Origin of the sequence: Sorangium sp. So ce145, assembly GCF_051525985.1 — a bacterium.
Classification (GTDB): domain Bacteria; phylum Myxococcota_A; class Polyangia; order Polyangiales; family Polyangiaceae; genus Sorangium; species Sorangium cellulosum_B.
The window spans coordinates 160477-186080 of record NZ_CP150315.1; the positions used below are offsets into that span (position 1 = coordinate 160477).

General features: G+C 70.7%; 16 protein-coding genes. 7 read left to right on the forward strand and 9 right to left on the reverse strand.

All coding sequences use genetic code 11. From position 1 onward, the window contains the following. Window positions 1–193: 193 nt before the first annotated feature. Both WMF34_RS00615 and WMF34_RS00620 read right to left on the reverse strand, forming a co-directional pair. The gene (locus tag WMF34_RS00615; protein ID WP_437992075.1) at window positions 194–4297 is read right to left on the reverse strand and encodes a DUF3344 domain-containing protein; all 4104 of its coding nucleotides are present in this window, start codon (window positions 4295–4297) and stop codon (window positions 194–196) included. Further along, window positions 4294–6147 carry an OmpA family protein gene (locus WMF34_RS00620; RefSeq protein ID WP_012232755.1) on the reverse strand — a complete coding sequence of 618 codons (1854 nt, stop codon included), beginning with the start codon at window positions 6145–6147 and terminating at the stop codon, window positions 4294–4296. Before WMF34_RS00620 ends, WMF34_RS00615 begins: the two co-directional genes overlap by 4 nt. Before the next feature lie 521 nt (window positions 6148–6668). Between WMF34_RS00620 and WMF34_RS00625 the strand changes: the two genes are divergently transcribed. The 5 genes from WMF34_RS00625 to WMF34_RS00645 all read left to right on the forward strand — a co-directional run bounded on the left by WMF34_RS00625 (window position 6669) and on the right by WMF34_RS00645 (window position 13849). Then, window positions 6669–6908: a hypothetical protein gene (locus WMF34_RS00625; protein WP_437992076.1), complete on the forward strand. Its 240-nt coding sequence runs from the start codon at window positions 6669–6671 to the stop codon at window positions 6906–6908. A 190-nt stretch (window positions 6909–7098) separates the two neighbouring features. Continuing rightward, window positions 7099–8316: a cytochrome P450 gene (locus tag WMF34_RS00630; RefSeq protein WP_437992077.1), complete on the forward strand. Its 1218-nt coding sequence runs from the start codon at window positions 7099–7101 to the stop codon at window positions 8314–8316. 728 nt (window positions 8317–9044) lie between these two features. Then, a complete protein-coding gene (locus WMF34_RS00635) occupies window positions 9045–10046 on the forward strand; it encodes a universal stress protein (protein ID WP_437992078.1) in 1002 nt (333 codons plus the stop codon). A 154-nt stretch (window positions 10047–10200) separates the two neighbouring features. Continuing rightward, on the forward strand, window positions 10201–12036 hold the full coding sequence (locus tag WMF34_RS00640; protein WP_437994718.1) for an SLC13 family permease: 1836 nt from the start codon (window positions 10201–10203) through the stop codon (window positions 12034–12036). A gap of 112 nt (window positions 12037–12148) precedes the next feature. Continuing rightward, window positions 12149–13849: a glycoside hydrolase family 43 protein gene (locus tag WMF34_RS00645; protein ID WP_437992079.1), complete on the forward strand. Its 1701-nt coding sequence runs from the start codon at window positions 12149–12151 to the stop codon at window positions 13847–13849. A gap of 10 nt (window positions 13850–13859) precedes the next feature. Here the strand turns inward: WMF34_RS00645 and WMF34_RS00650 are convergent, their stop codons facing one another. From WMF34_RS00650 to WMF34_RS00665, 4 genes are all read right to left on the reverse strand, one after another. Continuing rightward, window positions 13860–15266, reverse strand: coding sequence for a hypothetical protein (locus WMF34_RS00650; protein WP_437992080.1), 1407 nt, complete (start codon window positions 15264–15266; stop codon window positions 13860–13862). Window positions 15267–15635: 369 nt separating this feature from the next. Further along, complete coding sequence (metG, locus tag WMF34_RS00655; protein WP_437992081.1) at window positions 15636–17723, reverse strand: methionine--tRNA ligase; 2088 nt, start codon at window positions 17721–17723, stop codon at window positions 15636–15638. Window positions 17724–17778: 55 nt separating this feature from the next. After that, complete coding sequence (locus WMF34_RS00660) at window positions 17779–18642, reverse strand: DUF6209 family protein (RefSeq protein WP_012232763.1); 864 nt, start codon at window positions 18640–18642, stop codon at window positions 17779–17781. Window positions 18643–18878: 236 nt separating this feature from the next. Then, window positions 18879–20510, reverse strand: a complete 1632-nt coding sequence (locus WMF34_RS00665) for a DUF1552 domain-containing protein (protein WP_012232764.1) — start codon at window positions 20508–20510, stop codon at window positions 18879–18881. Between the two features lie 418 nt (window positions 20511–20928). Between WMF34_RS00665 and WMF34_RS00670 the strand changes: the two genes are divergently transcribed. Next, window positions 20929–21435, forward strand: a complete 507-nt coding sequence (locus tag WMF34_RS00670; RefSeq protein ID WP_437992082.1) for an RDD family protein — start codon at window positions 20929–20931, stop codon at window positions 21433–21435. Window positions 21436–21493: 58 nt separating this feature from the next. Here the strand turns inward: WMF34_RS00670 and WMF34_RS00675 are convergent, their stop codons facing one another. The 3 genes from WMF34_RS00675 to WMF34_RS00685 all read right to left on the reverse strand — a co-directional run bounded on the left by WMF34_RS00675 (window position 21494) and on the right by WMF34_RS00685 (window position 24355). Beyond that, on the reverse strand, window positions 21494–21814 hold the full coding sequence (locus tag WMF34_RS00675; protein WP_012232766.1) for a hypothetical protein: 321 nt from the start codon (window positions 21812–21814) through the stop codon (window positions 21494–21496). Window positions 21815–21951: 137 nt separating this feature from the next. Further along, window positions 21952–22896: a radical SAM protein gene (locus WMF34_RS00680; RefSeq protein WP_044963607.1), complete on the reverse strand. Its 945-nt coding sequence runs from the start codon at window positions 22894–22896 to the stop codon at window positions 21952–21954. Between the two features lie 199 nt (window positions 22897–23095). Further along, window positions 23096–24355, reverse strand: coding sequence for a hypothetical protein (locus WMF34_RS00685; RefSeq protein ID WP_044963610.1), 1260 nt, complete (start codon window positions 24353–24355; stop codon window positions 23096–23098). A gap of 212 nt (window positions 24356–24567) precedes the next feature. Between WMF34_RS00685 and WMF34_RS00690 the strand changes: the two genes are divergently transcribed. Beyond that, window positions 24568–25584: a zinc-binding alcohol dehydrogenase family protein gene (locus WMF34_RS00690; RefSeq protein ID WP_012232769.1), complete on the forward strand. Its 1017-nt coding sequence runs from the start codon at window positions 24568–24570 to the stop codon at window positions 25582–25584. Window positions 25585–25604: the final 20 nt, after the last annotated feature.

The window sequence follows — 25604 nt, forward strand, 5'->3', positions numbered from 1 at the left end:
CAAGAAACTTACATGATGGCGCCCCGCGCTGCGGGTGGCGAGGGCGAACGCAGGGTGCAGGTAGGGGAGCGGGTGGGGGGGATCTTGGCGCCCCTGAGGGCGCTCGCGGTGAGAGGTGCCCGCGGCCGCTGGAGGGGTCGCCGCCCCGCCAGGTGGGCGGGGCGGCGCGCGGCCGTGGGCCTCTATCCGCCGACTAGCGGCCCGCGCGGCGCCGGCGCAGGGCGAGGCCGGCGAGGGCGGCGAGCATGGGCAGGAGCGCGGCAGCGCCGCGGGTGCTGCCCGCGGGGGTGGGCCGCGCGGCGCAGAAGCCGTTGCCCTCGGCGAAGATGCCGGTCGGGTCGTTCGTCTCGGTGGCGGGCTCGCAGGTGCCCGCCGTGCTGTCGGTCGAGCTGCACACCTCGCCGGACGGGCAGCTGTTGCCGTCGCTGCCGCGGCAGCCCTCCACGCAGGCGTGATCCTCGCAGATCATCCCGCTCGTCGCGCCGCCGCAGTCGATGTCCTGCCTGCACGCCGGCTGATCGTCGTCGCCGTTGTTGGGATCGGTCTCGCCCTCGTCGACGGCGCCGTTGTGGTTCGCGTCCTCCACGCCGTCGGGCACGCCGCCGTCGTCCGTGTCCGGATCGAGCGGGTTCGTCTTCGTCGTGGGATCGGCGTCCGCAATGCAGGTGCCCGCGCCCGCGTCGGTCGCCGCGTTGTCGCAGGGCAGGCCGAGCTCGGTGCCGTCGAACAGGCCGTCGCCGTCGCTGTCGGGGTCGAGCGCGTTGATGAGGCCGTCGCCGTCGTGATCGTCGCTGAAGTTCGGCTCATCGCCGTCGATCACGCCGTCGTCGTCGCTGTCGGCGTCGTTCGGGTCGGTGCCGAGCTCGTCCTCGAGCGCGTCGACCAGCCCGTCGCCGTCGCTGTCCGCCGGCGTCCCGTCGTCCTCGCCGAGGTTGGGATCGGTCTCGCCCGCGTCGACGACGCCGTTCAGGTTCACGTCCTCCTGGCCGTCGGGCACGCCGCCGTCGTCGGTGTCGGCGTCGAGCGGGTCGGTCTTGGTCGCGCCGGCGTCCCCGTCGGGGCGGCAGTGGCCCGCCTCCGCGTCGGTGCCCTCGTTGTCGCAGGGCAGGCCGAGCTCGGTGCCGTCGAACAGCCCGTCGTTGTCGCTGTCGACGTCGAGCACGTTGATGAGGCCGTCGCCGTCGGTGTCCTCGCCGGGCTTCGGCTCCTGGCCGTCGGGCACGCCGTCGTCGTCGGTGTCGGCGTCGTCCGGATCGCTCCCGATCGCCTCCTCCTCCGCGTCGGGCAGCCCGTCGCCGTCGCGGTCCTCGTCCACCGCGTCGTCGTCGCCGTTGTTGGGATCGGTCTCGCCCTCGTCGATGGCGCCGTTGTGGTTCGCGTCCTCCGCGCCGTCGGAGATGCCGCCGTCGTCCGTGTCCGGGTCGAGCGGGTGCGTCGTCGTCGCGGGGTCGGCGTCCGCGATGCACTTGCCCGCGGCGGCGTCCGTGGCGGCGTTGTCGCAGGGCAGGCCGAGCTCGGTGCCGTCGAACAGACCGTCGCCGTCGCTGTCCGGATCGAGCGCGTTGATGAGGCCGTCGCCGTCGTGATCGTCGCTGAAGTTCGGCTCATCGCCGTCGATCACGCCGTCGTCGTCGCTGTCGGCGTCGTTCGGGTCGGTGCCGATCTCCTCCTCGGTCGCGTCGCTCAGCCCGTCGCCGTCGCTGTCCTCCGGCGTCCCGTCGTCGGCGCCGTTGTTCGGATCGGTCTCGCCCGCGTCGATCTCGCCGTCGAGATCGAGGTCCTCCTGGCCGTCGGGCACGCCGCCGTCGTCGGTGTCGGGATCGACCGGCGAGGTCTTGGTCGCGCCCGCGTCCGCGTCGGCGCGGCAGTGGCCCGCGGCGGCGTCGGTGTCCTCGTTGTCGCAGGGCAGGCCGAGCTCGGTGCCGTCGAAGAGCCCGTCGTTGTCGCTGTCGACGTCGCGCACGTTGATGAGGCCGTCGCCGTCGGTGTCGTCGGCGGGGTTCGGCTCCTGGCCGTCGAGCGCGCCGTCGTCGTCGGTGTCGGCGTCGTTCGGATCGCTGCCGATCGTCTCCTCGAAGTCGTCGCTCAGCCCGTCGCCGTCGGTGTCCACCGGCGGCACGTCGTCGGCGCGGACGTTCGGATCGGTCTCGCCCGCGTCGACGACGCCGTCGAGATCGAAGTCCTCCTGGCCGTCGGGCACGCCGCCGTCGTCGGTGTCGGCGTCGAGCGGGTCGGTCTTGGTCGCGCCCGCGTCCCCGTCGGCGCGGCAGTGGCCCGCGGCGGCGCTGGTGGCGGCGTTGTCGCAGGGCAGGCCGAGCTCGGTGCCGTCGTAGAGCCCGTCGTTGTCGCTGTCGGGGTCGAGCGCGTTGATGAGGCCGTCCTCGTCGGAGTCCTCGTTCCAGCGCGGCTCATCGCCGTCGAGCACGCCGTCGTCGTCGCTGTCCGCGTCGTTCGGGTCGGTGCCGGCCTCGAGCTCGTCGGGATCGTCGACCCCGTCGTTGTCCGAGTCGCAGCCGTCGTTGATGACCCCGTCGCAGTCGTTGTCGATCGAATCGTCGCAGACCTCGGCGCCCGTCGGCTCGCAGACGCAGGCGTGCGTGTCGGGATCGCACGTCGGCGAGAGCGCCCCGCAGTGTGCGTCCGTGAGGCACTCGACGCACTCGTTGGGCTCCGCCGCCGTGTCGCAGTGAGGCGTCGGCGCGGCGCACTGCGCGCTGGTCTCGCATTCGTCGATGACGACCTCGGTCGGCGGCACGCCGTCGGTCGGGCCGTTGCCGTCGGTCGGCGTGTCCTCTTCGGGCGCGCCCTGCTGCCCGGAGGCGCGGACGATCGCCTGGTTCGCGATGACCCCCGAGGCGTTGGCGTTGACCGTCACCTGGAAGGTCACCCGCGACGACTGCCCGGCGGGGATCGACCCGCCCGCCGTCCCGTTCGCGCCCGCGCCGAGCCGCACGCGGACCGTGCGCGTCCCGGCGTCGTACTCGCCCTGGTCGTCGGCGGCCGCGTCCGTCTTCGCGCCCATGTTCGCGCCCGTCAGGATGGAGAGCGAGCCGGGCACGTAGGTGACGCCCGCGGGCAGCGGATCGGTGAGCACGGTGCCGCTCGACGCGTCGTTGCCGCTGTTGACGACCTCGATCGTGTACTGGAGCACGTCGCCCGGGAGCAGCAGCCCGCCGTTCACGTCGACGGCCGACTTCGAGGAGGACGTGAAGTCCGGCTTGAAGGTCGAGATCGACGTGATGAAGCCGGCGAGGAAGTACAGATCCATGCTGCTCGACGCCACGATGGGCGCCGAGGTCTGCCTCGGGGTCACGAGCGAGGTGATATCGAAGACGTCGATATCCATGCCCGCCATGGTCCCCTGGGTGCCGGCGAGCTGCGGCAGATCCCCGACGTTCGACACCGGCGCGTTGAAGTAGGAGCGCGTGCCGTTGAAGAAGTTGTCGGCCGGGTTCTGCGTATTGCCGAGCGCGGTCCCGTTGAAGAGGAACTGGTCGCCCGTGTGGGCGAGGTCCCCCTCGAACGCGACCATGCCGATCTTCGCGTCGTAGCCCGCGTTCGGCACCAGGAACCCGTCCAGGATGGCGTTCTGGGTCGACCCGCTGGCCACCGTGTCGAGGCCGTCGAAGAGCGCGAGGTTGCGCGGCGGCTCGGAGGCGAGCTCGTAGAACACGACCAGCCACCACCCGGCGAAGTGGTTGTTGAAGTCGCTGTTCACGAAGCTCGCGCTGTTGATGCCGCTCACCCGGTACGCGCCGGACCCGTGCTCCTGCACGAGGGCGGTGATGTTCGCGACCGACTGGTAGTAGACGCGATTCGAGCTGACCGTCTCGACGAAGTCGATGGCGGTCACCGCCTCGGAGAAGCCGCCCGCGCCGGGCCGCTCCAGGGTGACGGCTTCGTCCGCGTCCCCGGTGGGCCCGAGGTGCGCGCCCCAGTAGAGGTACGCGTGGGTGACCGTCGCGCCGGCCGGCACCTCGAGCACGGCGGTGGTGCGCGCCTGGGCGGCGGTGATGTTGGTGTTCGCCTCCGCCTGGCCCTCTGCGGGCGAGTCGGCGCGCCAGTAGGTGTCGGGCGCGCTGTCACCGGTGCCGCTCCCGCACGGGCCGCGGTCGCCCACCACGGGCGACTCGATGTCGTCGCTGCCGCACTCGTTGCCCAGCGTGTTCCCGATCAGAATGAAGTCGCCCCGCTGGTCGACCTGCTCGCGCAACTCGGGCGCGGCGTGCGCGGCGCCGCTCTGCCCGCCCACGCAGGCGAGACCGACAAGACTACCTAGGATCCAACGTCTCTTCACGGCGCCTCCTGCTGCTGCTTCGGCTTCTTCTCGAGGATCTTGAACTGCACGCGGCGGTTCTTCTGGCGTCCCTCGTCGGTGTCGTTCTCCGCGATCGGGACGTCGGGCCCGTAGCCCTTCGACGCCAGCCGCTCGGCCTCGATGCCGCGCTGGACCAGCGCCTTCGTGACCGACTCGGCCCTCGCCTGGCTGAGCTTGATATTGTACGCGCGTCCGCCGCGCGGGTCTGTGTGCCCTTGCACCTCGATCTTGGTGATCTCCGGGTGCTCCTTCAGCACACCCGCCACCTCATCGAGGAGCGGATCGCTCACCTTCTTGATGGTCGCCTTGCCGGTGTCGAACTGCACCTGCTGGAGGATGACGATCTCGGTCTCCGTCATGCGCACCGCGACGGGGCAGCCGTTCTTCGTCGGATCCGGATCGGGCTTGCCCTTCTCGTCGGGGCAGGCGTCCTGATCGTCGCGCACCGTGTCGCCGTCGCGGTCGCCGGGGCAGCCGTTCGTCGCCGGATCCGAGGTGCGGATACCGGGGATGTCGGGGCAGGCGTCCTCCGCGTCGATCACGCCGTCGCCGTCCCTGTCGGGCGGCGGCGGGCAGCCGTGCTTCTTCGGATCCTCGTTCGCCGGGCCGGCCTCGTCCGGGCACGCGTCGACGTCGTCCGTGATGCCGTCCTTGTCGCGGTCCCCGGGCGGCGGGCAGCCGTGCTTCTTCGGGTCGTCGTTCGCGATGCCGGGCGTGTCCGGGCACGCGTCGACGCGATCGAGGAAGCCGTCCTCGTCGCGATCGGACGGCGGGCAGCCGTTCTTCTTCGGATCCGGGTCGCCGACGCCGGGCACGTCGGGGCAGGCGTCCTTCTCGTTGACGATGCCGTCCTTGTCGCGGTCCGGGTCCGTGCGCCGGACCTCGGGCGAGTACGCGAGCATCGCGACGGCGCGGAAATCCGGGGTGCCGATGCCCGAGGTGAAGCCGGGGCCGGCGGCGACGCCGAGCTCGAAGTCGCGGAGCGTCGGCGCGAAGCGGTAGCGCAGGCCGAGCAGCGCCTCGACGTTCGTGTTGCGGGCCTCCGGGTCCTCCAGCACCGTCGACACGGTCGCCTCGGGGCCGATCTGGAGCTGCTCCTCCGAGCCCAGCAGCAGGCCGACGCCCGCGCCGCCGTTGAACATCAGGCCTTGCCGCACCTGCGCGAACGTCTGCGCCGGGCGCAGATCGACGCCGGCCGCGGCCGACCAGACGAAGCCCGGGATCCGGCCGCCGGCGAGGATCTGAGGCAGGCCGCGGACCGAGTCCTCGCCCACGAACGAGCCGTCGCGGTCGCCCGTCGGCACCCAGACGAAGCCGCCGACGGCGAGCTGGAACGGGTCGAAGTAGTCGCCGAGGAGGCGCAGGCGCAGCCCGACCCGGAGATCGCCGAGCTGCACGTCGCTCGGCGACCTGAACGAGAGGCCCTCGGCCGCGGGGCTGTCGCCCTGCTGCAGCACGGCGAGCGGCAGGTCGACGTTGACGTGCAGCCGGTCCCAGAGCGTGAGCGAGGAGTTCAGGTGCAGGAACAGCTGGTGCCCGACGATGGCGCCGAGGTGCTCGTCGCTGCCCTGCCGCGTGAGCACGAGCGGGTTGTGCGCGTAGTCACCGAGCAGCATCACGTGCAGCGTCGCGCTGCCGTCCTGGTTCGGCGAGGCTGCGTACGGCGACGGCACACCGAACATCCGGTCGCCGGCGGGCGCGGGGCTGAAGCGGTTGAGGGCGAGGCCGCGCGCCGGTCCCGCTTCCTGAGCGGACGCTGGCGCGGCCCACGCCGCCGCGGCTAGGGCGGCGGCGCCGCAGATCCATCGAGGGGGCAAGGGGGCTCTCATGCGCAGGATCACCTTGGGTGCTTTGGGCGAGCGGCCGTCGACTGCTCCGGCGCGCAGGCAAGTTGGGGGAAACGCGGCGTGCTCGACGAGGAGGATCGGCGAGCATGCTCGAAATTCCGGGCCGTCTTATAAGCTTCACAGGACGCTACCGGTGGACTTTTCGATGCGCGGCCGTCCGAATTCGGATCGGCCTCGACAGGGCGGCTCTGCTGCGAGCCGGCCTTCGCACCGCGGCCTATGCAAGGCGTGTGCACGCCTCGCCGTCGCGTGGGGCGGGTGGTCTGTCGTGGATCTCGCGGCTCCGGCCGGCTCTGCGGCGGGCCGATTGAGGCCTACAGACATCAGCACTGCGGCCTCGGTGCGGCGGTCTCGAGCGGGATCGAGCGGGATCGAGCCGGGGGCACGTCGTCGCGGCTGGTTGGCGGGCTCTGCGTTGCTCGCGGCCCCGGCGCTGCGTTGCCGGAGGCCCGGGCTCACCGTGGGATCAAAAGTTCGTTCGGACGGCGCCGCTGAATTGAAAGATGCCAGGGTTCGAGCCGATCTTGCCAACGGCGGTGAACCTGGATCCTGGCGTGACGGCCAGCACCGGCGAGCGGAGCGCGTCGATCGGTGAGGTCGACTCGGCCTGGCTCGTCGCGCAGGGCGAGCTCCTCCTGATCTCTGCCCGGAGATACGAGCTGCCGCTCGTCACGGCGGCCCTTGCCCATGCCGCGTTGCAGCTCGCCGAGCACCGGAACACGATCTTCCCGACCGCGGTGTAGCCCGACATGATGTCGCTCGACGCCCGCGTGACCGCGTCGGCGGTCGGGCGCCGCGTCCGTCCGGGTCGTGTCGACTGGCGCATTCCGCGCGGGAGGCGCGTTCCCGCGATCCATCTCGTGGGTGCATCGATTACCATCGTCTCCGAAGGGCGGCTGCCACCGGCGACTCCAGACGACGGAGGTTTCGACGATGAACCTTTTCCCGGACGAGATGCGGCGTGATCCTTATCCCCTCTACGATCAGCTGCGGACCGGCTCTCCCGTGTTCCATGTCGCTCCGCTCGATCTCTGGATGGTCTTCGATTACGACGGGGTGAAGCGCGCGCTGACCGATCATGAAGCGTTCAGCTCCGCGGTGACGCCTCCCACCGGCAAGGCGCCGGACTGGATCGTCTTCTCCGACCCGCCGCGCCACACCAAGCTTCGATCCATCGTCCTGCGGGCGTTCACGCCGCGCTCGATCGCGGGCCTGGAGCCGCGCATCCGGGAGCTGTCGCGCGATCTCCTGGATCCGTGGATCGAGCGCGGGGAAATGGACCTCGCGGCGGACTACGCGGGGCCGCTGCCCACGATGGTGATCGCGGAGATGCTCGGCGTTCCCCCCGAGGACCGGGCGCGGCTGCTGCGCTTTAGCGAGGTGATAGTGAACCTCAGCCACGCGATCTCCGGCGGCGAGGAGGCGGCGAGGGCCGTGAGCGAGCACGCCGTGGTGAAGGAAGAGATGAAGGTGTATCTGGCGGGCCTGATCGAGGCGCGCCGGAGGGCGCCGGCGGAGGACCTCTTGACCCGGCTCGTCGAGGCCGAGGTGGACGGCGAGCGGCTGACCGAGGGAGACATCCTGAACTTCTTCCAGTTCCTGCTCGCGGCGGGCACCGAGACGACAACGAACCTGATCGACAACGCGATCTTGTGCTTCCTCGAGAGCCCGGCGGAGCTCTTCCGCCTCCGGGCGGCGCCCGAGCTCTTGCCCTCGGCGATCGAGGAGGTCCTGCGCCACCGCTCGCCGCTGCAGATGGTGTTCCGCGAGACGAGGCGCGCCGTCGAGGTGCACGGCCAGGTGATCCCGGCCGGGAAGCTGGTGCTGCCCGTGATCGGCTCCGCCAACCGGGATCCGCATCAATTCCACGACCCTGGCCGCTTCGACATCGGGCGCGACCCCAACCCGCACGTCGCGTTCGGTCACGGCATCCACTTCTGCATCGGGGCGGCGCTGGCGCGCCTGGAGGCGCGGATCGCGCTGCCGGATCTCCTCTGCCGGCTGAAGGGCCTCCGGCGCGCGAGCGACGAGCCGTGGGAGCCGCGCAAGGCGATCATCGTGCACGGTCCGGCGCGCTTGCCGATCCGCTTCGAGCCAGGGAGGCGCGCCGCGGTGCACGCCGCGGGCGCGCACACGCCGTGCCCGGGGTAGAGGGCGCGAGGACGTTGTGGGGGTGGGGGAGGGGGCTCTGGACGGGCGGGGCCGCGGTGGGTCCAGGCTCGTCGATGGGACGAGGGTCAGGGCGCTGGGATGCGCGGGCCCCGTCTCGGCGGCCCCGGCCGGGGCGGGCGGAACGCCGTGAACCCATCCGGGTGAGCTGGCTCGTCCACGCGGGAGATGGGTGGCACCTGTCTCCGGGTGGAGGTGCCTCCACAAAAGGATGGGTGGCACTCGTCTCCGGGTGGAGGTGCCTCCACGAAAAATGAGTGGCACTCGTCTCCGCGGTGGAGGTGCCTCCGAAAAAAGACGGGTGCACTCGTCTCCGCGGTGGAGATGCCTCCAGAAAAAGACGGGTGCACTCGTCTCCGCGGTGGAGGTGCCTCCAGAAAAAGACGGGTGCACTCGTCTCCGCGGTGGAGGTGCCTCCAGAAAAAGACGGGTGCACTCGTCTCCGCGGTGGACATGGCTCCAGCGTAAGATGAGCAGCAGGCGGTTCAATCGAGATGGATTCCCATGCCGAGAAGTTTGCCAAGATCGCCGAGCGAATTGAACCAACGATCTCGGCGGCGACGGCGGAGTACACGTCTGCGCTCGCCGCCATCAAGGCCTCCTCGCGTTGATGGGGCTGCCCCCCACGTCGCTGGCGGAGGTGGTTCGCGCCGCTCGGCGGAGCAGCGCGACGCCTGGCGCGCGGCTTGCTATGCTTGCGCGACCAGCCGATGCGCCGCTCCAACGCCACGCCCACGACGCCGCCCAGCTCGCCCGCCCAGGCGGAGCCGGCCCCCCAGCGCGACGGCCGGACGACGAGCACACCGCGCCGCGGGGCTCGCCTCGGCGACGTCCTCGCTGCGACCGATTTCTCGCCGGGCGCTCTCGCGGCGATCGAGCGCGCCGCGCGCCTCCCCCTCTCGGCCGGCAGCACCTTGCACCTCGTTCACGTGCTGCCAGCGCCCGCCTCGCCCGCGGAGGGCGAGAGCGCGGAGCAGGCCGCGCGCCGCTCGCTCGACGAGATCGCGGCCCGTGCCCTCGACGTCGCCCGAGGCGCGGGGAACGCGGGTCTACAGGTCGCCCCGAGCGTGCTCGTGGGCAGAGAGTTCGTCGAGATCATCCGTCATGCGCGCAGCCGCGGCGCGGAGCTGATCGTCCTCGGCAGGCACGGGGAGCGCTCGATCCTCGATCTCCTGCTCGGGTCGACGGCCGAGCTCACCGTCCGTCACGCCGACACTCCCGTGCTCGTCGTACAGCGACCCTCCGCCGGCGCCTACAGGCGGCCGCTGCTCGCCGTCGAGCTCTCGGACGTCGCGCTCCGGAGCGCCGCGCTCGCGACGAAGGTCATCGACCCCGAGGTGAGCCGCATCCGCGCGATCCACGCCTACCACGTGCCCTTCGAGGACAGGATGGCGCTCGCCCTCCCCTCGATCGAGTTCGCGGCCTACAAGGCTCGATACCATGACGACGCGCGCGCCGGCCTCCGGCGCCTCCTCGACTCGTTCGACGGGCTCGGCGTGGCGTGGGAGTCGTCGGTCCGGCGCGGCGACGCGAGGCGCGCGATCGTCCGCGAAGCCGGGCGGTGGAAGGCCGATCTCATCATCATGGGCACGCACGGGCGCTCGGGGATCTCGCGCGCTCTCCTGGGCAGCGTGGCCGAATCCGTCATGCGCTCGGCGCCGTGCGACGTGCTGGTCGCGCGCCCCTCCACGTTCGTGCTGGAGCTGCCCTGAGCGGCGCGGCGGCGGAGCATGCTCCGGCGGCGCCTGGCTGGACGCGCGCTTCGACTCGACCTGCCGAGGGCAGGACGGCGCGAGCGCCGGTGAGACGGTGAGGCGATAGGGGGTTGGATCTGCGGCCCCCTCGGCTAGGCTCCGCCGTCGCATGATGCCGGAAGCCGCTCTCACGTTGGCCATCCTCGGAGCCACGATCGTCCTGTTCGTGAGCGATCGCCTGCGGCTCGACGTCGTGGCGATGATGTCCTTGCTCGCGCTCACCCTCTCCGGCGTCACCACGGTCTCGGACGCGCTCGCCGGGTTCAGCAACCCGGCCGTGCTCATGATAGCTGGCCTGTTCATCGTGGGGGCCGCGCTGACGGACACCGGCGTCGCCGACTGGCTGGGCCACCGCCTCGAGCGCGTCGCGGGATCGGGAGAGGCGAGGGTGATGGTGGTCGTGATGGGGGCGACGGCGCTCCTGTCCGCCTTCATGAGCTCCACAGGGACCGTGGCGATCCTCCTGCCGGTGGTGGGGACCCTCGCGTTGAAGCGCGGAATCGCGCCCGCGAGGCTCCTCATGCCCGTGGCGTTCGCCGCGCACCTCGGGAGCAACCTTACGCTCATCAGCACGCCGCCGAACCTCCTCGTGAGCGACGCCCTCCGTGAGGCGGGGCGCGAGCCATTTCGCTTCTTCAGCTTCATCGTCCCCGGCCTCGCCGTGCTCGTGATCGGCGTGGCCTACGTCGTGTCGCTCGGTCGTCGCATGCTCCCTGGCAAGGCGGACGCGGCGGACGCGGGCGCGCCGCGCTCGCTCACGCTGGGCGATCTCGCGATGGAGTACGAGCTGGACACGTCGCTGCGCGCCTTGCGCGTCACCGCGCGCTCGAAGCTCGCCGGCCTCACGCTCGGCGCCGCGAACCTCCGCGCCGACTTCGGCGTGACCGTGGTGGGGATCGCGCACGCCGGGCCTCGTGGCCCCTTGGCCAAGCGCGTCGTTCCGCACGCCGTGTTCGTCGTGGGCGACAAGCTGCGCGTGCTCGGGAGCGACAGCGCGATCGCCGTGCTCGCGGAGCGCTTCGGGCTCGAAGCGCTCCCGGAGCGCCCCGTCTTCTCGTTGCCCGACGAAGAGTCCATGTGTGAGGTCGTGCTCCCGCGGCGCTCCCAGCTGGCGGGACAGACCCTGCGGGAAGCCAAGTTCCGCGATCGCTACCGCGCCAACGTGCTCGCGATCCGCCGAGGCGGAGGATCGCTGCCGGTGTTCCATGCGACGCCCGAGCTGCGCGATCTCAAGCTCCGCGCCGGCGATACGCTCCTCGTGAAAGGGCGGCAGAAGCACCTGAGGAACCTCCGCGACGAGCGGCGGGATCTCGTGCTCGTCGCCGAGCCCGACGCGCCGAGCGCCGTGTTCGTCGATCGCAAGCGCGCCCTCGCCGCCGTGGGGGTCACCCTGGGGATGCTCGTCGTCATGGCGTTCGGGTGGCTGCCCAACGTGGTCGCCGTGCTGCTCGCCGCGGTCTTCCTGGTGCTCGCGCGGTGCGTGCGCCCGGCGGACGCCTACCGCGCCGTGAACTGGGAGAGCGTCGTGCTCATCGCGGGGATGATCCCCGTCTCCACGGCGCTGGAGCGCACCGGGGCGATGGGGGCCGCCGTGTCCGCGGTCGAGGCGCTCCTGACCGGGGCGCGGCCCACGGTGGTCCTCGGCTTGCTCGTCCTCTTCACCTCGGCCCTCGGGATGGTCCTCTCCAACACGACGACGGCCTTGCTCATGGCCCCCCTGGCGGTTCGTCTGGCCGACGCGCTGGGCCTCGCGCCAGAGCCATTCCTCATCGGCGTCGCGTTCGCGTCCTCCGCGGCGTTCGCCACGCCGATCGCCTCTCCGGTGAACGTCCTGGTGATCGCGCCAGGCGGCTATCGCTTCAACGATTTCACGCGCGTGGGGCTGCCGCTGCAGCTCCTGGTGCTCGCGACCACCGTCATCGTCGTCCCGCTCGTGTGGGGCTTCTGACCGCGGCGATTCGCCCTGGATATCCTCGAATCGTTTCACTTTTCCTTCCCCCCATTCCTCGATATCCTCGGCGCGATCGTCCTCTGGACCATCGCCGGCGAGCCATTCATCCATGCCTGAACCCGTCATCCGCAATCCGATCCTGCCGGGCTTCAACCCCGATCCGTCCATCGTCCGCGTCGGCGACGACTACTACGTCGCGACCTCGACCTTCGAGTGGTACCCCGGCGTGCAGATCCACCACTCGCGCGACCTCGTGCACTGGCGCCTGCTCTCGCGCCCGCTCAACCGCGCGAGCCAGTTGAACCTGCTTGGCGACGGCGATTCGTGCGGCGTCTGGGCGCCGTGCCTGACGTATGCGGATGGCCTGTTCTGGCTGATCTACACCGACGTGAAGCGCTACGGCCGGACCAGCGTCGGGGGCGCGTCCGGCGCGTCCGGCGCGTCCATGCGCGACTTCCACAACTACCTGGTGACCAGCCCCACCGTCGACGGCGAGTGGTCCGATCCCGTTCATCTCAACTCGAGCGGCTTCGACCCCTCGCTGTTCCACGACGAAGACGGCCGCAAGTATCTGAGCAACATGCTGTGGGACCACCGGCCCGGCCGCAATCGCTTCGCCGGCATCGTGCTCCAGGAATACTCGCACGCCGAGCGCAAGCTCATCGGGCCTGTCACGAACATCTTCAAAGGCACGGCGATCGGCTACACCGAAGCTCCGCACATCTACAAGCGCGGCGGCTACTACTACCTGATCACCGCCGAGGGCGGCACGTACCAGGGCCACGCCGTCACCATGGCGCGCTCCCGTGACCTCACCGGCCCGTACGAGCTGCACCCCGAGACGTACATCCTGACCTCGCGCGCTCGCGCCGACGTCGCGCTGCAGCGCGCGGGCCACGCTGACCTTTGTGATACGCCGTCGGGCGACGTGTACATGGTCCACCTGTGCAGCCGTCCCATCCCGAACCGCGGGCGCTCGACGCTCGGCCGCGAGACCGCGATCCAGAGGATGGTCTGGTCGGACGACGGCTGGCTTCGCACGGCCGATGGTGAAGGTATCCCGCGCGTCGAGGTCCCAGCCCCCGGCCTGCCCGCGCATCCCTTCCCAGCCCGGGCCGCGCGCGAGGACTTCGATTCACCGCAGCTGCCGATCGACTTCCAGTGGCTGCGCTCGCCCTATCCCGACGAGCTGTTCAGCCTCACCGCACGTCCCGGTCATCTCCGGCTCTACGGCCGCGAGACGCTCGGCAGCCTGTTCCGCCAGTCGCTCGTCGCGCGCCGCCAGCAGGCGCACTGCTACACCGCGGTCACGTCGGTCGACTTCACGCCCGAGCATTATCAGCAGATGGCCGGGCTCATCTGCTACTACAACACGAGCAAGTTCCACTACCTGCACATCTCGCACGAGGAGACGGTCGGGCGCTATCTCCGGATCATGTCGGCGATCCCGGATGGGGTCATGGCAGACGCCTTCACCGCACCCGTCCCCATCCCGGGCACCGCGCCCGTGCACCTGCGCGCCGAGCTCGACCACGACCGGCTCTACTTCGCCTACAGCCTCGACGGTACGGACTGGAGCTGGTTCCCGGAGCACCTGGACGCCAGCATCCTCTCGGACGAGGCCTCCGCGCCCGGCCTTCCCAACTTCACCGGCGCGTTCGTCGGCATGGCGTGCCAGGACATGTCGGGTACCGGGCGCCCGGCCGATTTCGACTACTTCGAGTACCGCGAGCGCGAGTACCTGATCGACCCCAGGCGCCCGCAGCGTGATTTTCCCGCGAGGGAGGCGGGTAAAGAACCTCGTTGTTGACCCGGGGCCCTCAAGGCTCCTTCTTCTTCTTCCACTTCTTCTTTTTTTGCGGCGGCAGCTTCGTCTTCTTCGGGTCCTTGGGCGCCCACGGGACGCGCGTGTCGATCGGCAGGATGTCCTCGTGCGGCAGGGCGCGCTCGCCCTCGCGCTTCACCGCGAACGACGCCGAGACCACGTTGACCTTGTGCGCGCCGATGTCGGACAGATCGCCCTTGGCGCGGAGCCCGACAGGGATGCAGAACCTCCTCTTTCGCTCTTCTTCATCCATGTCGCCCGCCGGCGGCGCCCCGTCGCCCGGGCCGCGCAGCTGGCCGAGCCGACTCGGGTCCTCCATCGCCAGCTGGAGCTGCTCGAGCACCTCCTCGGCGCACACGAGCTCCGGCTTGGGCTTCTTCTTGCTGCCGGATGGATACTGCACCTTGGACTGGACCTTGACCGTGACGGTCACCGGCTGCCGGTCCGGCCCCATCTGCAGCGCGCTCCCCGCGAGCGCCCCCTTGGCCCCGTCCACGATGCGATCCCACGTGGGGCCGTCCCCGGCCGACGCGCTCACCAGCCGGACGCCGAGGACCTGGCCGTCGGCGCCGAGCTTGACCTCGAAGGTCGCCCGCGCGTCGAGGGGCGCGGCCGAGGAGCGGACCATGTCCGCCAGGGTGCTCGCCACGGCGCCCGCGGCGGGGACGCTGATCCCCACGCTCTTGTCCTTGCTGTGCAGCGTCTCGTTCAGCACCGTGCCTGCGATCGCCGGATCCACGGGGCGGGCACGCGGGGCGGCCGTCGGGGCGGCGCGCGGCGCGTCGGGGCCGGGGAGCACGCCGGGCACGGTCCAGAGGGGCGTCCCGAGCCCTGGCGCGAGCGCGATGCCCCCGCCTTCGGCGGGCGGTGCCCCGCCGTACTCGTCGCCGGGCGGCGCCGTCGCCGGGGCCCCCGGGGCCTCCGCGGTGGGCGCCGGGGCCTCCGCGGTGGGCGTAGGAGAGCCGGGAGCCTCGACGGCGGGCGCGGCGGCCTCGGTCGCAGGCCGGGCGGCGGCTTCGGCAGCGGGCGGCGCCGTCTCCGGAGGCGCGGCCTTCGGCTCGGCGGCGCGGGCGGCCGGCGCCGGCCTCGCGCGCTCCACCGAGGCGACCTTGGCCGCCGCGGCGCCCGGCGCGGGCGCCGGCGCCTTCTCGGCCGGAGCGGCCTTGCCAATCTCGCCGGCCGCCTCCGGCTCGTCCGCGACCGGCTCGCCCCCGGCAGGCGCCGCGGGTGCGGCCTGGGAAGCCGGTGGCTCCAGCTCGAAGTCGATGCCATCCACGATCGCGGACGGCTCGGCAGGGCCCTCCGGAGGCCGCTCCGGCGTCGGCGCGACGAGGATCGCGGCGTGCGCCGCGACCGCCATGGCCAGGGCCACGGCATCGCGCCCCCGCAGGGAGATGCTCACCGCCTCCTCGTGTCAAGGCAAGCGCGCATTGGCCAGGTCTAGCACGCCCTCCGGCGCGCGGACCGGCATCCCCGGTGGTTCCCTGCCCACCGTCATGCAAAGCACGATCGCGGCGCGGCGACCGCGAGCACGCTGCGCGGCCGGGGAGGCCGGGGGTGAGGGGATCGCTCCACCCTGCGGGAATGATGGAACCGCCAAGACGCCAGAAGACGCCAAGATTTTTGTGTTTTTCTTGGCGTCTTCTGGCGACTTGGCGGTTCAAAAGACCCCACCTGCGGCCAAGTCCCCCACCACCAGAGGCCGGTGTTTCGCTCCCGTCGTATCGTTGCGCTGTAAGCTGCGCTGAAGATCGCGTGCCGACGTGCGGTATCAGAGCACCGGCGTGCCCGGCGCGGCGTCCTCGACCGTGATGGTGCGGACTCGCCCCTCGACCTCGGCGGTCAGCAGCATGCCTTCGGACACGAGCCCTTTGCCGAAGTCGCGCGGCGGCAGGTTGCAGATGACGACGATCCGCTTGCCCACCAGCTCTTCCGGGGCGTAGCTCGCCGCGATGCCCGAGATGATGCGCCGCGGAGCGCCGTCGCCGGTGTCGACCCGCAGATCGAGCAGCCGGTCCTTCTTCTTCACGCGCTCAGCGCTCGTGACCACGCCGATCCGGAGGTCCAGCCGGGCGAAATCGTCGAACGCCACTGGGCTCTTGCCCTGGCGCGCCGGCGGGGCGGCCTCCTCGGCGCCGCTCGCCGCGGGCGCGGCCTTCGAATCGGCCTTCGCGCCGGCCTGCGCATCGACCTTCGCGCCAGCCTTCGCGTCGGCCTTCCCCGGCTCGGCGTCCGGCCGCGGCGGGGCGAACCGGGCGAGCAGCTCGGCCTCTTTCTCCTTCTCGAGGCGCGGGAAGATGGGCGAGCCCCTGCGGAGCTTCTCGCCCGGCGCTCGCGAGGGGAGCGCCATCGGCCAGCGATCGCTGCCCTCCTCGAACGCGATCGGCGGCAGCCCGAGCTGCTCGCGCATCCTGCCCGCCACGACCGGCATCACGGGGGAGATCATCACGCTGATCGCCTCGAGCTGCTCGATCAACGTCGCGATGATCGTCCCGAGGCGCGCCGGGTCCGTCTTCTTGGCCACCCACGGAGCGGCCTTGTCGATGTAGAGGTTCGCCGCGGCGATCACCGTCCAGATCGCGTCGAGCGCGCGCGTCGGCTGGTTCGCGTCGAACGCCGTCGCCGCGGCCGCCGCGGCCTGCCGCTGCGCCCCGGCGAGCTCCTCCTCGAGCGGGCCCAACGCCCCCTTCGCGGGGACCTCCTCGGCGAACGGGAGCACGCGATTCAGCAGGTTGCCGAGCGCGTTGCCGAGCTCCGAGCCATACCGCGACAGCACGTCCTGGAGGCTGAAGTCGCCGTCCTGACCGAACGAGATCGCGCGCATCAGGCAATACCGCACCACGTCCACCCCGACGAGGGGCGCGCCGGCCGCCGCGCCCGGGCCGCCGGGCAGGGCCGCCGCGGCCGCCTCGGAGAGGGCGCTCGCCACCTCGACGGGGCTGATCGTGTTGCGGAGCGTCTTCGACATCTTCTGCCCGCTGTACGTGAGGAACCCGTGGGCGAAGACCTGGCGCGGCAGCTCCGCCTCGCCGTAGCCGGCCGAGAGCAGGAACGCAGGCCAGTAGACGGCGTGGAAGCGCAGGATGTCCTTGCCGACGAGGTGCACGTCCGCGGGCCAGAAGCGCGTGTTGTCCTCCGGCTCCCGGAGGGCGGTCATGTAGTTCGCCAGCGCGTCGAACCAGACGTACATGACGTGCTTCGGGTCGTCGGGGACGGGGATGCCCCACTCGAACGTGGTGCGGGAGACCGACAGATCCTGGAGCCCCTCGCGCACGAAGCTCACCACCTCGTTCAGGCGGCTCGCCGGCTGCACGAAGGTCGGGTTGCGCTTGTAGTAATCGAGCAGCGCGTCTCCGTACCTGGACAGGCGGAAGAAGTAGCTCTCTTCCTTGACGCTCTCGGCGGGCTTCTTGTGCAGCGGGCAGACGTTCCCGGGCTGCTCCAGGTCCTTCTCGGTGTAGTAGGCCTCGCACCCGACGCAGTAGAGCCCCTCGTAGTGGCCGAGGTAGATGTCCCCGCGCGCCTTGATCCGGCTCCAGAGCTCCTGCACGGCCTTCTTGTGGCGCGGCTCGCTCGTGCGGATGAAGTCGTCGGGAGCGCAGCCGAGCTTCGGCCACGTGGCGCGGAAGACGGCGGCGATCTCGTCGGCGTGGGCGCCCGGCGCGACGCCGCGCGCCTCGGCGGCGCGCTGGATCTTGAGGCCGTGCTCGTCCGTGCCGGTGAGCATGCGGCTCTCGTGGCCGCGCAGCCGGTGGTAGCGGCACAGCACATCCGCGGCGATCGTCGTGTAGGCGGTGCCGAGGTGGGGGACGTCGTTGATGTAATAGATGGGCGTCGTGACGTAGAAGCGGCTCGCCATGGGAACGCCCTCTTAGCATGGGGCGCTCTCCCGCGGCGAGCCGGCGCGGCGCCGATCAGATCAGCGCGTCCTCGGGGAGCTCGGCCTGGTGAAGGACTCCATCCGTGAACACCTGGCCGTCGATCTCGTAATAGAGCCGGAGCTGCACCTTGCGCGCGTCCGGCCGCGGCGACACCGAGCCGGGCGTGGCGGTGGATCCCTGGAAAATCTTGCCGGCGAAGCTGAACTGCTGGTTCGGGCCCCACCCGGTATACGAAAGCGGGATCGTCTCGGCGTGGACGAGCGCGTCGTGGCCGTCGAACACGTGGACATCGATCCATGCGCTGGCGCCCCACGCCGAATGGCTGACCCACGCGTCGAGGTCCAGGTGTATCTGGATGTCTGTCCCCGCGCTCGGCCCCTGCGCGGGCCTCGGGAACGCGTAGACCTTCGAGACCCGAAAGGCCCGGACGTTCGTGATGTCGGGGCGCCGCTGCGCCCCCGCGCGGTAGAGGACCGGCTGCGCCGGGATCCGCGGCGGCGGGCCGCCCACGTCGAACCAGTAGTTGTCGCCGAAGCGCGTGTCCCACGCCTCGCACCGGCGGCTGGTCTGAGAGAAGCCGTGGAACCAGATCTCCGCCTGGGTCGCGTCGTCGGGCACCGAGATCTCCAGGGCCGCGGGCTTGTGCGCGACGACGTGCCCGGGCGGGTTCCCCGGGGCCCGCACCTCCTCGACGACGCTCCCCTGCACGATCGCGCCGCGCGGGTGGAAGCGGACGTAGGCGGTGATGTCGCCGATCTCGGCGCCGCGCCACGTCGTGAAGCAGCGCGACAGGCGGCTGAGCTCATACTCGATCCTGAGCTTCCCCCCGCGCTCGATCGGACCCTGCTGCGCGTGCTGCCAGTCAGGCAGGAACTGGAGAACAGCGGTCGTTGCCATCGGGACCCTCCTTGCATAAACGGGTAGCCAGGAATGGGCAGCCGACGCAAGCGGGACGACGTTTCGGCCGGCTTGAAGGCCGATCGCGCGTCGGCTGATCGCGCGGGCGCGGTTCAGCGGGGCGTGACGGCGGATCGCGCCCCCGCGGACGGCATGGCCCCGGACCGGGCCCAGCTGTCAAGCCCCGGGCCTGGGGAGCTCGCCCCGGCGCGCGACAGGCTCGGGGACGAGACCGCTCACGAGCTCGCCCTGAGCGCGGCGAACTCGCCTGGATCGTGGATGGTGGGGGGATTGGTCCCGCCGCCGATGAAGTCTTCCGTCCGGTCGTACATGCCGAAGTGGGTCACCGGCGCCGAACCGCCCTTCGCCGGGAAACCATCCGGGCCTGCCTTGACCCCGAGGGCGTTCATCAAGCTGCAGTAGTACTTGTTGATCGGCGCGTTGGCGAGCGACGGATCGGTCCCCGTTTCTTGGGATATCGCGTCGACCTGGTCCGACGTGCCGTCGGCACACGTGATCTCGCTGTTGCCGGTCGTGAGATCGGGCGAGCCGTCATCGACGTTCACGGCCCAGCCGGTCTTGAAATAGCCGCCGGCGCTGCCGGCCTGGACGATCGGCAGGTTGTTGAGGTTGCGGGCGCAGCCGTCGGACGCGTCCTGGAACCAGACGGCCGCGCAGTTGTCGAGGAGCGTCCCGTCGCCCTCGTCGATACCGTTCAGCTGCCCGACGAGGTGGGCGAACTTCCTCGCATAGTAGTCGTCGATCTTGAGGATCATGTCGATCACCCCCGGGACGCAGGTGCCCGTCATGCCCGCGTGGTCCAGGCGGCTCGCGAGACCGGCGGCCTCTTGCGTCAGGCCGAGCCCCTTGAAGCTGTAAGCCGCGGGGTACTTCAGGAAGATGACGGGGTTCGCGTTGCACGCCGCCGCGAGCACGGCGAGGTTCGAATAGAGGTCGGCTCCATCCAGGCTGTCCGAGATTCGCAGCGTCAGCTTGTCGGTGTACGAGGTGGTGCTCGTCAGGTCGATGTTTTCTTGCGTCACGCCGAGCGCCGTGGCGAGGGACGTGTTGCACTGCGAAGGAACCACCACGTTTCCTGTCGCGTGGAGGAGTTCCTTCCAGGCTGCGAGCTTCTGCTTGTCGGAGCGGCTCATGTCGAACCGCTCGAGCCTCTGCAGATCATCCCTCACGATGTCGAGGACGCTCTTGCCGCGCATCGCCGCGTAGGTGTCCGGAGACGCCGGCTCCCCCGCCTCGAAGAGGCCGGTGAGGCTGCTGAAGGCCTGCTGCGCGTTGAGGGCCTTGAAGAGGGTCTCGGCGGCGGAGTAGGAGATCGCCGACTGAGAGTTGTCATTCCCACCAGTCGTGTTCATGAGCAACGGAGTGCCTTGCGGGCTGAGCTGTCGTGCGATGACGTGGTCCAGCGAGGGACCGGTCGGCATGGCGTAGAACTTCGTCGCCGTGTTGAAGCTGAACGGGTCGTTGCTGTTGGGAGTGACCGGGTGGCAAGTGAAGTACGACCCGTTCACCTGCGTGTTTTCATCGTTCCCCTGCCCCCGAACCATCGTGGCCGTCCACTCGTTCATCGCGCGGATGCCTCGGGGCATGAGGAGCTTGTCGACGTAGGGCGCCAGGTGCTTGAGCGTCGTCGGCTCGAGGTCCGCGGCGGTGAGCGGGCCGTGCGACTTCTTCGGGAACCACCGCGTCGTGATGCAGCCATAGTGCGTGTACATCACGATCAGCCGCTTCGGTGGCGTGGCCGGCTGCGCCATCACGGAGCGGTCGAGGATCGAGCCGAGGAACGGCGCCGCGACGCAAGCTCCGCCCAGCCCCCGGAGGAAAATTCTTCGGTTCACGCGCTTTGCCATGGTCGTATTTTTCCTGCCTCAGTGGAGACAGCGCCCGGCTGACACTCGGAGCGCCCTCCGGATGCCCGCGTTCGCCACGTCTCCGTCACCCCTACAATGCCCGCAGGCCCGTGAACGTATTTGGATTTCGCTCGGCCGGGAGCGTTCGTCGAGCGGAAGGACGCCCCGCGATCAGCGCGCGACGCGGCAGCCCGGCACGTCGCCGCAGTCCTCGAGAGCGCAGAGAGCGCATCGGTCGCCCTTGCGATCCGTCCACACTCCGAAAAGCGGCGCCGGCTTGATCGTTCATCGCCGTCGACGGGGCTGTCTTCACGGCGCCGCCTTCGGGGCGTAGCATCTGCCAGGGCGCGTGGACTCCAGGGCAGCCTGCCCTCGAGCGCTGCGCCGCGACGTCACCCAACCCGCATCGAGAGGTCTCATGAGTTCTCCGACCGCCCAGCCCGCCGAGAGCTACAACCCCTACGAAGCACCCAAGGCAGACGCACCCGCGGCCCTGCAACCGGAGGAGCGCTCGCGGTTGCGGCTCGCGAGCGGCGGCCGGCGGTTCGTGAACCTCGTCGTCGACTACATGGGATTGATGCTGTTCACGTTCCTCGTGGGCTTGATCTTCGGGCTGCTCGGAGGCGCCGAGGTGTTCGAGCAGGCCAACGATACGTTGCTCGGTCTCGTGATGATGTTCGCGTACTATGTCTCGATGGAGGCGATCTTCGGCGCCACGCTGGGCAAGCTCGTCACTGGCACGCGGGTCGTGATGGAGGACGGCAGCCGCGCCGGCCTCGGTCGGATCGCGATCCGCACCCTGTGCCGGTTCATCCCCTTCGAGGCCTTCACGTTCCTGACCCGGGGCGCCGCGCCCGTGGGCCTGCACGACGGGCTCTCGAAGACGCGCGTCATCCTCGTGCGCGGCGCTGACGACGCACGTTGAGGGGTCGTGTTCCGAGCTCCTGCGTGGACGAGCGGTGGTCGCCTCGCGACGGGGCAGGTCAGGGGACGGCCTGCTTGCGAATGCGAGCGAGAGAGCGGGAGCACTGGAGGGCCATGGCGCCGAACCCGACAAAACAGACCCCAGCGCCAGACCAGCTCCGGAGGTCGAGGGCTTCGACGCGCACAAGCAAGAGGTACGCGACGGCGAGGTTGGCCAGCGCCCAGGCGACGTTCACCGCCGGCGGAGACAACCCCTTGAATGGCGGTGATGCAAACGGGGTCTGCAACGGTTGGCCGGACACGCCGGCGATCAAGTGGGGGAGCGCATTGGCGAGGAACGCCCCACCGAAGAAGTACGCGAAATAGACATACCACGGCATGGTGATCTCCTCGAGCTGTTCGAGCGGAGACGGCTCTCGCACCAAGAAGTACGCTGTGGCGGCTCTCACATGCAAGGAAGGAGAGACAGGGCCACCTCAGACCGCCGCGTGGCGTCGTCTGGACTTCTCCCGGCCTCCTAGCCGACCACGAACAGCCGCTGCGGCCTGCGTGCGTCAAAGCGGTGGAGCCCGGCTTCGCGGCCGAGGCGGCGCGCGGCTGTGATCTCGTCCACGGTCGGCCGTCGATCGATCTCGGGGTACTCGGAGGCGCGGTACTCCGGCCGGTACTGGCCCATGATGTTCACGTACGTGTCAGCGGACACCTCGCGCGCCAGGAACTCGAAGATCGCGCGCGACTCGTCGAGCAACCCGGGCATCACGAGGTGGCGCACGAGCACGCCGCGCCGCGCAAGGCCGTCAGGGCCGAGCTGGAGCGGCCCGACCTGGCGGTCCATTTCGCGGATCGTGCGGCAGGCGACCTCGCGGTAATCCTTGGCCTTGAGGTAGCGGATGCCCGACTCCTTCGTCCACACCTTGAAGTCGGGCATGTAAATATCGATGACGCCGTCCATCCACGCGAGGCTCTCCATCGAGTCGTACGCGCTCGTGTTGTAGACGAGCGGCAGGCGCAAGCCGCCTCGGATGGCGAGGGGCAGCGCCTCGAGGATCTCCGGCACGACGTGCTCGGGCGTGACGAAGTTGATGTTGTGGCAGCCCATGGCTTGCAGCTCGAGCATCATCTCGGCGAGCCGCTCTGGGCTCACCTCGTCGCCGTCGCCCGCCTGCGAGGCATCGTGGTTCTGGCAGAAGACGCATTTGAGGTTGCAAAACGAGAAGAAGATCGTGCCGCTGCCAGCCCAGCCGCGGAGGCAGTCCTCCTCGCCGAAGTGTGGAAAGTAGGTCGAGACGCGCGCGCGCCGGCCGGTAGAGCAGACCTTGGCGCGGTCGGCCAGACGATCAACGCGGCAGTTGCGCGGGCAGATCTCGCAGCGTGCGAGCGCGCGGACGGCCTCCTCGGCGCGCCGCTCCAGCTCGCCCGATGCATGCGCGGCGAGGTATGCGGGGTAGGTTTCGCTCGGCATCCCGCGAGGGTACGGCGCTCTGGGCAAGCCGCAAACTGGCGGACCAGCGGGATCGCCACACAGGTGATCTGGGGGACCCTGGCTGGGACGGGGCTCGTCTGGCTGCATCGGCACGGCGTCGCTGGCCGCGCGCAGCCACGTCCACCCGGCCGACCTCGAGACGAGGCCCGCCACGCTCCTCCACGAGCGGCCGGTAAACCTAGGGCGCGAGATCGATCATCGATTCGGTGCCCTTCAGGGTCACGGAGATCTCCGCGCCCAGGCCGGCCCCGCCGGCGAACGCCGGCGCATCGACGCGCACCGCGCATGTCCCGTCGGCGACGACCTCCGCGGAGCGCGTCAGCATATCTCCGCGGGGGACCTCGCTGCTCTCGCAGAACCGGCCATCGACGGCGCAGGCCTCCGGGGTGGAGGACGTCACCTCGAAATCCTCGGTCCTCGCCTCGCTGCACAGCGGAACACCGCCGGACGCGAGCCCGGAGATCACGGCGACCACCCGGTTCCCCCTGCGGTGGAACCCATCGAGCGTCTCGCCGTCCATGAGGGCCCTTTCGCCCCCCGCGACGCCCGGGATCGCGAACACCACGTCCATGGCGTCGATGCGGGCGGCAGGGATCACCGAGACCTCGCGCGATGCGCCGCCGTCGGCCGCGGTGATCACGACGCTGCCGTCCCCGGTCGCGACGATATCGGAGGGGGCGCCCCCCTCGCGCACCCGGAGGCCCACGCCGGTCCCCACCACGTCGACCGCAGGGTGCTCGACGTTCTGTGGAGAGAAGCGCAGGCCCGCCGCGTCGAACGCCGCCGTGGTGATCGGGAGAGGCCGGTTCGACTGGATGACGGCGCTCGCGCCGCACTCGGACGGTGTCTCGATCTGCCAGCGCGGGCGCGCCGCCTGGACGGTCATCAACAGCGTGACGGGGAGCTCGCGGGTGTCGTCGTACGCGGAGCACGCGTCGAGGCCGCCCTCCGGCACCGCGAGCACGCCCGAGACCTCGAAGGTCGATGTCCCCTCCTCGCTCACGCGGACGGAGAACGTCGTGGGCCCCGTCTGCTCGACGGCGATCGCACCCTGGACGGCGCCTATCTGGTCAATGGTGATCGCGCCCGGGATCGGATTGCAGCAGCAGCGCGGGTCGACGACCGAATCCAGCGCCATCGTCACGGAGCTCGGAGTGTCGGGCCCGATCGCCAGCGCGGCCTGGCCCTCCACGACCATGCGCGTCCGCGTCGAGCGCTGGTCGCTCGCGAAGTAAGCGCCGGTCAGCGTCGATACCGTGCGCGCCGGGAGCGAGAGCGCCGCGACCTCGCTGGTGTCCGGCTCGACGGGGCCGGGGCAGAGCGGGTTGGGATTGTCGCCGTCGTCGGGCAGCGGCTCCTCGCCGTCGTCGGGGAGCGGCTCCTCGACGGCCGTGTCCGGCGCGGAGGGCGCCGGCTGGCACGCCAGGCCAGCGCTCATGAACAAGAGAAACGGGAGTAAGCCTCTTCGCATGCCGTAGAAGTAACAGACGCAACCTGCGGAGAGGGGCAGTGGCAGGGTTGCGACCGGGTCGATCTGTGAACGGCATTCACAGATCTTCGTCGCCGAGCGTGGATTGTCCGTCGCGCCGGCGAGGGTCACGTTGCGGCGCGTGACGGGGCCTCTTGCCGGTCCCGCAGAGGAGCAACGCCATGCACGCCGTAGGAGTCCACCGCTACCTTCCCATCGAGCACCCCGAGAGCCTGCTCGATCTCCAGCTGCCGGAGCCGGCGCCGAGGCCGCGCGATCTGCGCGTGCGGGTGTGCGCGGTGGCCGTGAACCCGGTCGACGTGAAGGTCCGCGCGCCGAAGCCCCGGGTCGAGAGCCCGCCGCGCGTCCTCGGCTGGGACGCCGCCGGCATCGTCGAGGCGGTCGGCGCGGACGTCACCGTGTTTCGGCCGGGAGACAAGGTCTACTACGCCGGCAGCATCGCGCGGCCGGGCAGCAACGCGGAGGTGCACCTCGTCGACGAGCGCCTCGCCGCGCCGATGCCGCGGTCGCTCGGGTTCGCCGACGCGGCGGCGCTGCCGCTCACCTCGCTGACCGCGTGGGAGGGGCTCTTCGAGCGCCTCGGCGTCGACCCCGAGGGGCGCGACGCGGGGAGCACCGTGCTCGTCCTCGGCGGCGCCGGCGGCGTGGGCTCGATGGTGGTGCAGCTCGCCAAGGCCGCAGGGCTGCGGGTCGTCGCGACCGCCTCGCGCGAGGAGAGCCGGGCGTGGGCGCGCTCCCTCGGCGCGGACGTCCTCGTCGACCACCGCGCGCCGCTCCGGCCGCAGCTCGAGGCCGCGGGGATACAGCACGTGGAGCTCATCTTCGACACGCAGAGCACCGAGGCGTGGTGGGACACGATGGCGGACCTCGTGGCGCCGCGCGGGCGCATCGTGGGGATCGTCGAGGCGAAGGAGCCGCTCGATCTCGGGAAGCTCATGTCGAAGAGCGCGACCTTCGCGTGGGAGCTGATGTTCACGCGGTCCCTCTACGAGACCGCGGACATGGCCGCGCAGCGGGCGATCCTCACGCGCGTGGCGGCGTGGGTCGACGAGGGGCGGGTCCGCACGACGCGCCGCGAGCACTTCGGCCAGATCAGCGCGGCGAACCTGCGCGCCGCGCACGCCCGCATCGAGTCGGGGCAGGCGGTGGGCAAGCTGGTGCTGGAGGGGTGGGGCTGACCGCGAGGCGCGCGGGGCAC

Bases quoted from the DNA above. Each gene is read 5' to 3' on its own strand.
- WMF34_RS00620 (WP_012232755.1), bottom strand. From the start codon at position 6,147: ATGAGAGCCCCCTTGCCCCCTCGATGGATCTGCGGCGCCGCCGCCCTA.
- WMF34_RS00625 (WP_437992076.1), top strand. From the start codon at position 6,669: ATGCCAGGGTTCGAGCCGATCTTGCCAACGGCGGTGAACCTGGATCCT.
- WMF34_RS00630 (WP_437992077.1), top strand. From the start codon at position 7,099: ATGAACCTTTTCCCGGACGAGATGCGGCGTGATCCTTATCCCCTCTAC.
- WMF34_RS00635 (WP_437992078.1), top strand. From the start codon at position 9,045: ATGCGCCGCTCCAACGCCACGCCCACGACGCCGCCCAGCTCGCCCGCC.
- WMF34_RS00640 (WP_437994718.1), top strand. From the start codon at position 10,201: ATGCCGGAAGCCGCTCTCACGTTGGCCATCCTCGGAGCCACGATCGTC.
- WMF34_RS00645 (WP_437992079.1), top strand. From the start codon at position 12,149: ATGCCTGAACCCGTCATCCGCAATCCGATCCTGCCGGGCTTCAACCCC.
- metG (WP_437992081.1), bottom strand. From the start codon at position 17,723: ATGGCGAGCCGCTTCTACGTCACGACGCCCATCTATTACATCAACGAC.
- WMF34_RS00660 (WP_012232763.1), bottom strand. From the start codon at position 18,642: ATGGCAACGACCGCTGTTCTCCAGTTCCTGCCTGACTGGCAGCACGCG.
- WMF34_RS00665 (WP_012232764.1), bottom strand. From the start codon at position 20,510: ATGGCAAAGCGCGTGAACCGAAGAATTTTCCTCCGGGGGCTGGGCGGA.
- WMF34_RS00670 (WP_437992082.1), top strand. From the start codon at position 20,929: ATGAGTTCTCCGACCGCCCAGCCCGCCGAGAGCTACAACCCCTACGAA.
- WMF34_RS00675 (WP_012232766.1), bottom strand. From the start codon at position 21,814: ATGCCGTGGTATGTCTATTTCGCGTACTTCTTCGGTGGGGCGTTCCTC.
- WMF34_RS00680 (WP_044963607.1), bottom strand. From the start codon at position 22,896: ATGCCGAGCGAAACCTACCCCGCATACCTCGCCGCGCATGCATCGGGC.
- WMF34_RS00685 (WP_044963610.1), bottom strand. From the start codon at position 24,355: ATGAGCGCTGGCCTGGCGTGCCAGCCGGCGCCCTCCGCGCCGGACACG.
- WMF34_RS00690 (WP_012232769.1), top strand. From the start codon at position 24,568: ATGCACGCCGTAGGAGTCCACCGCTACCTTCCCATCGAGCACCCCGAG.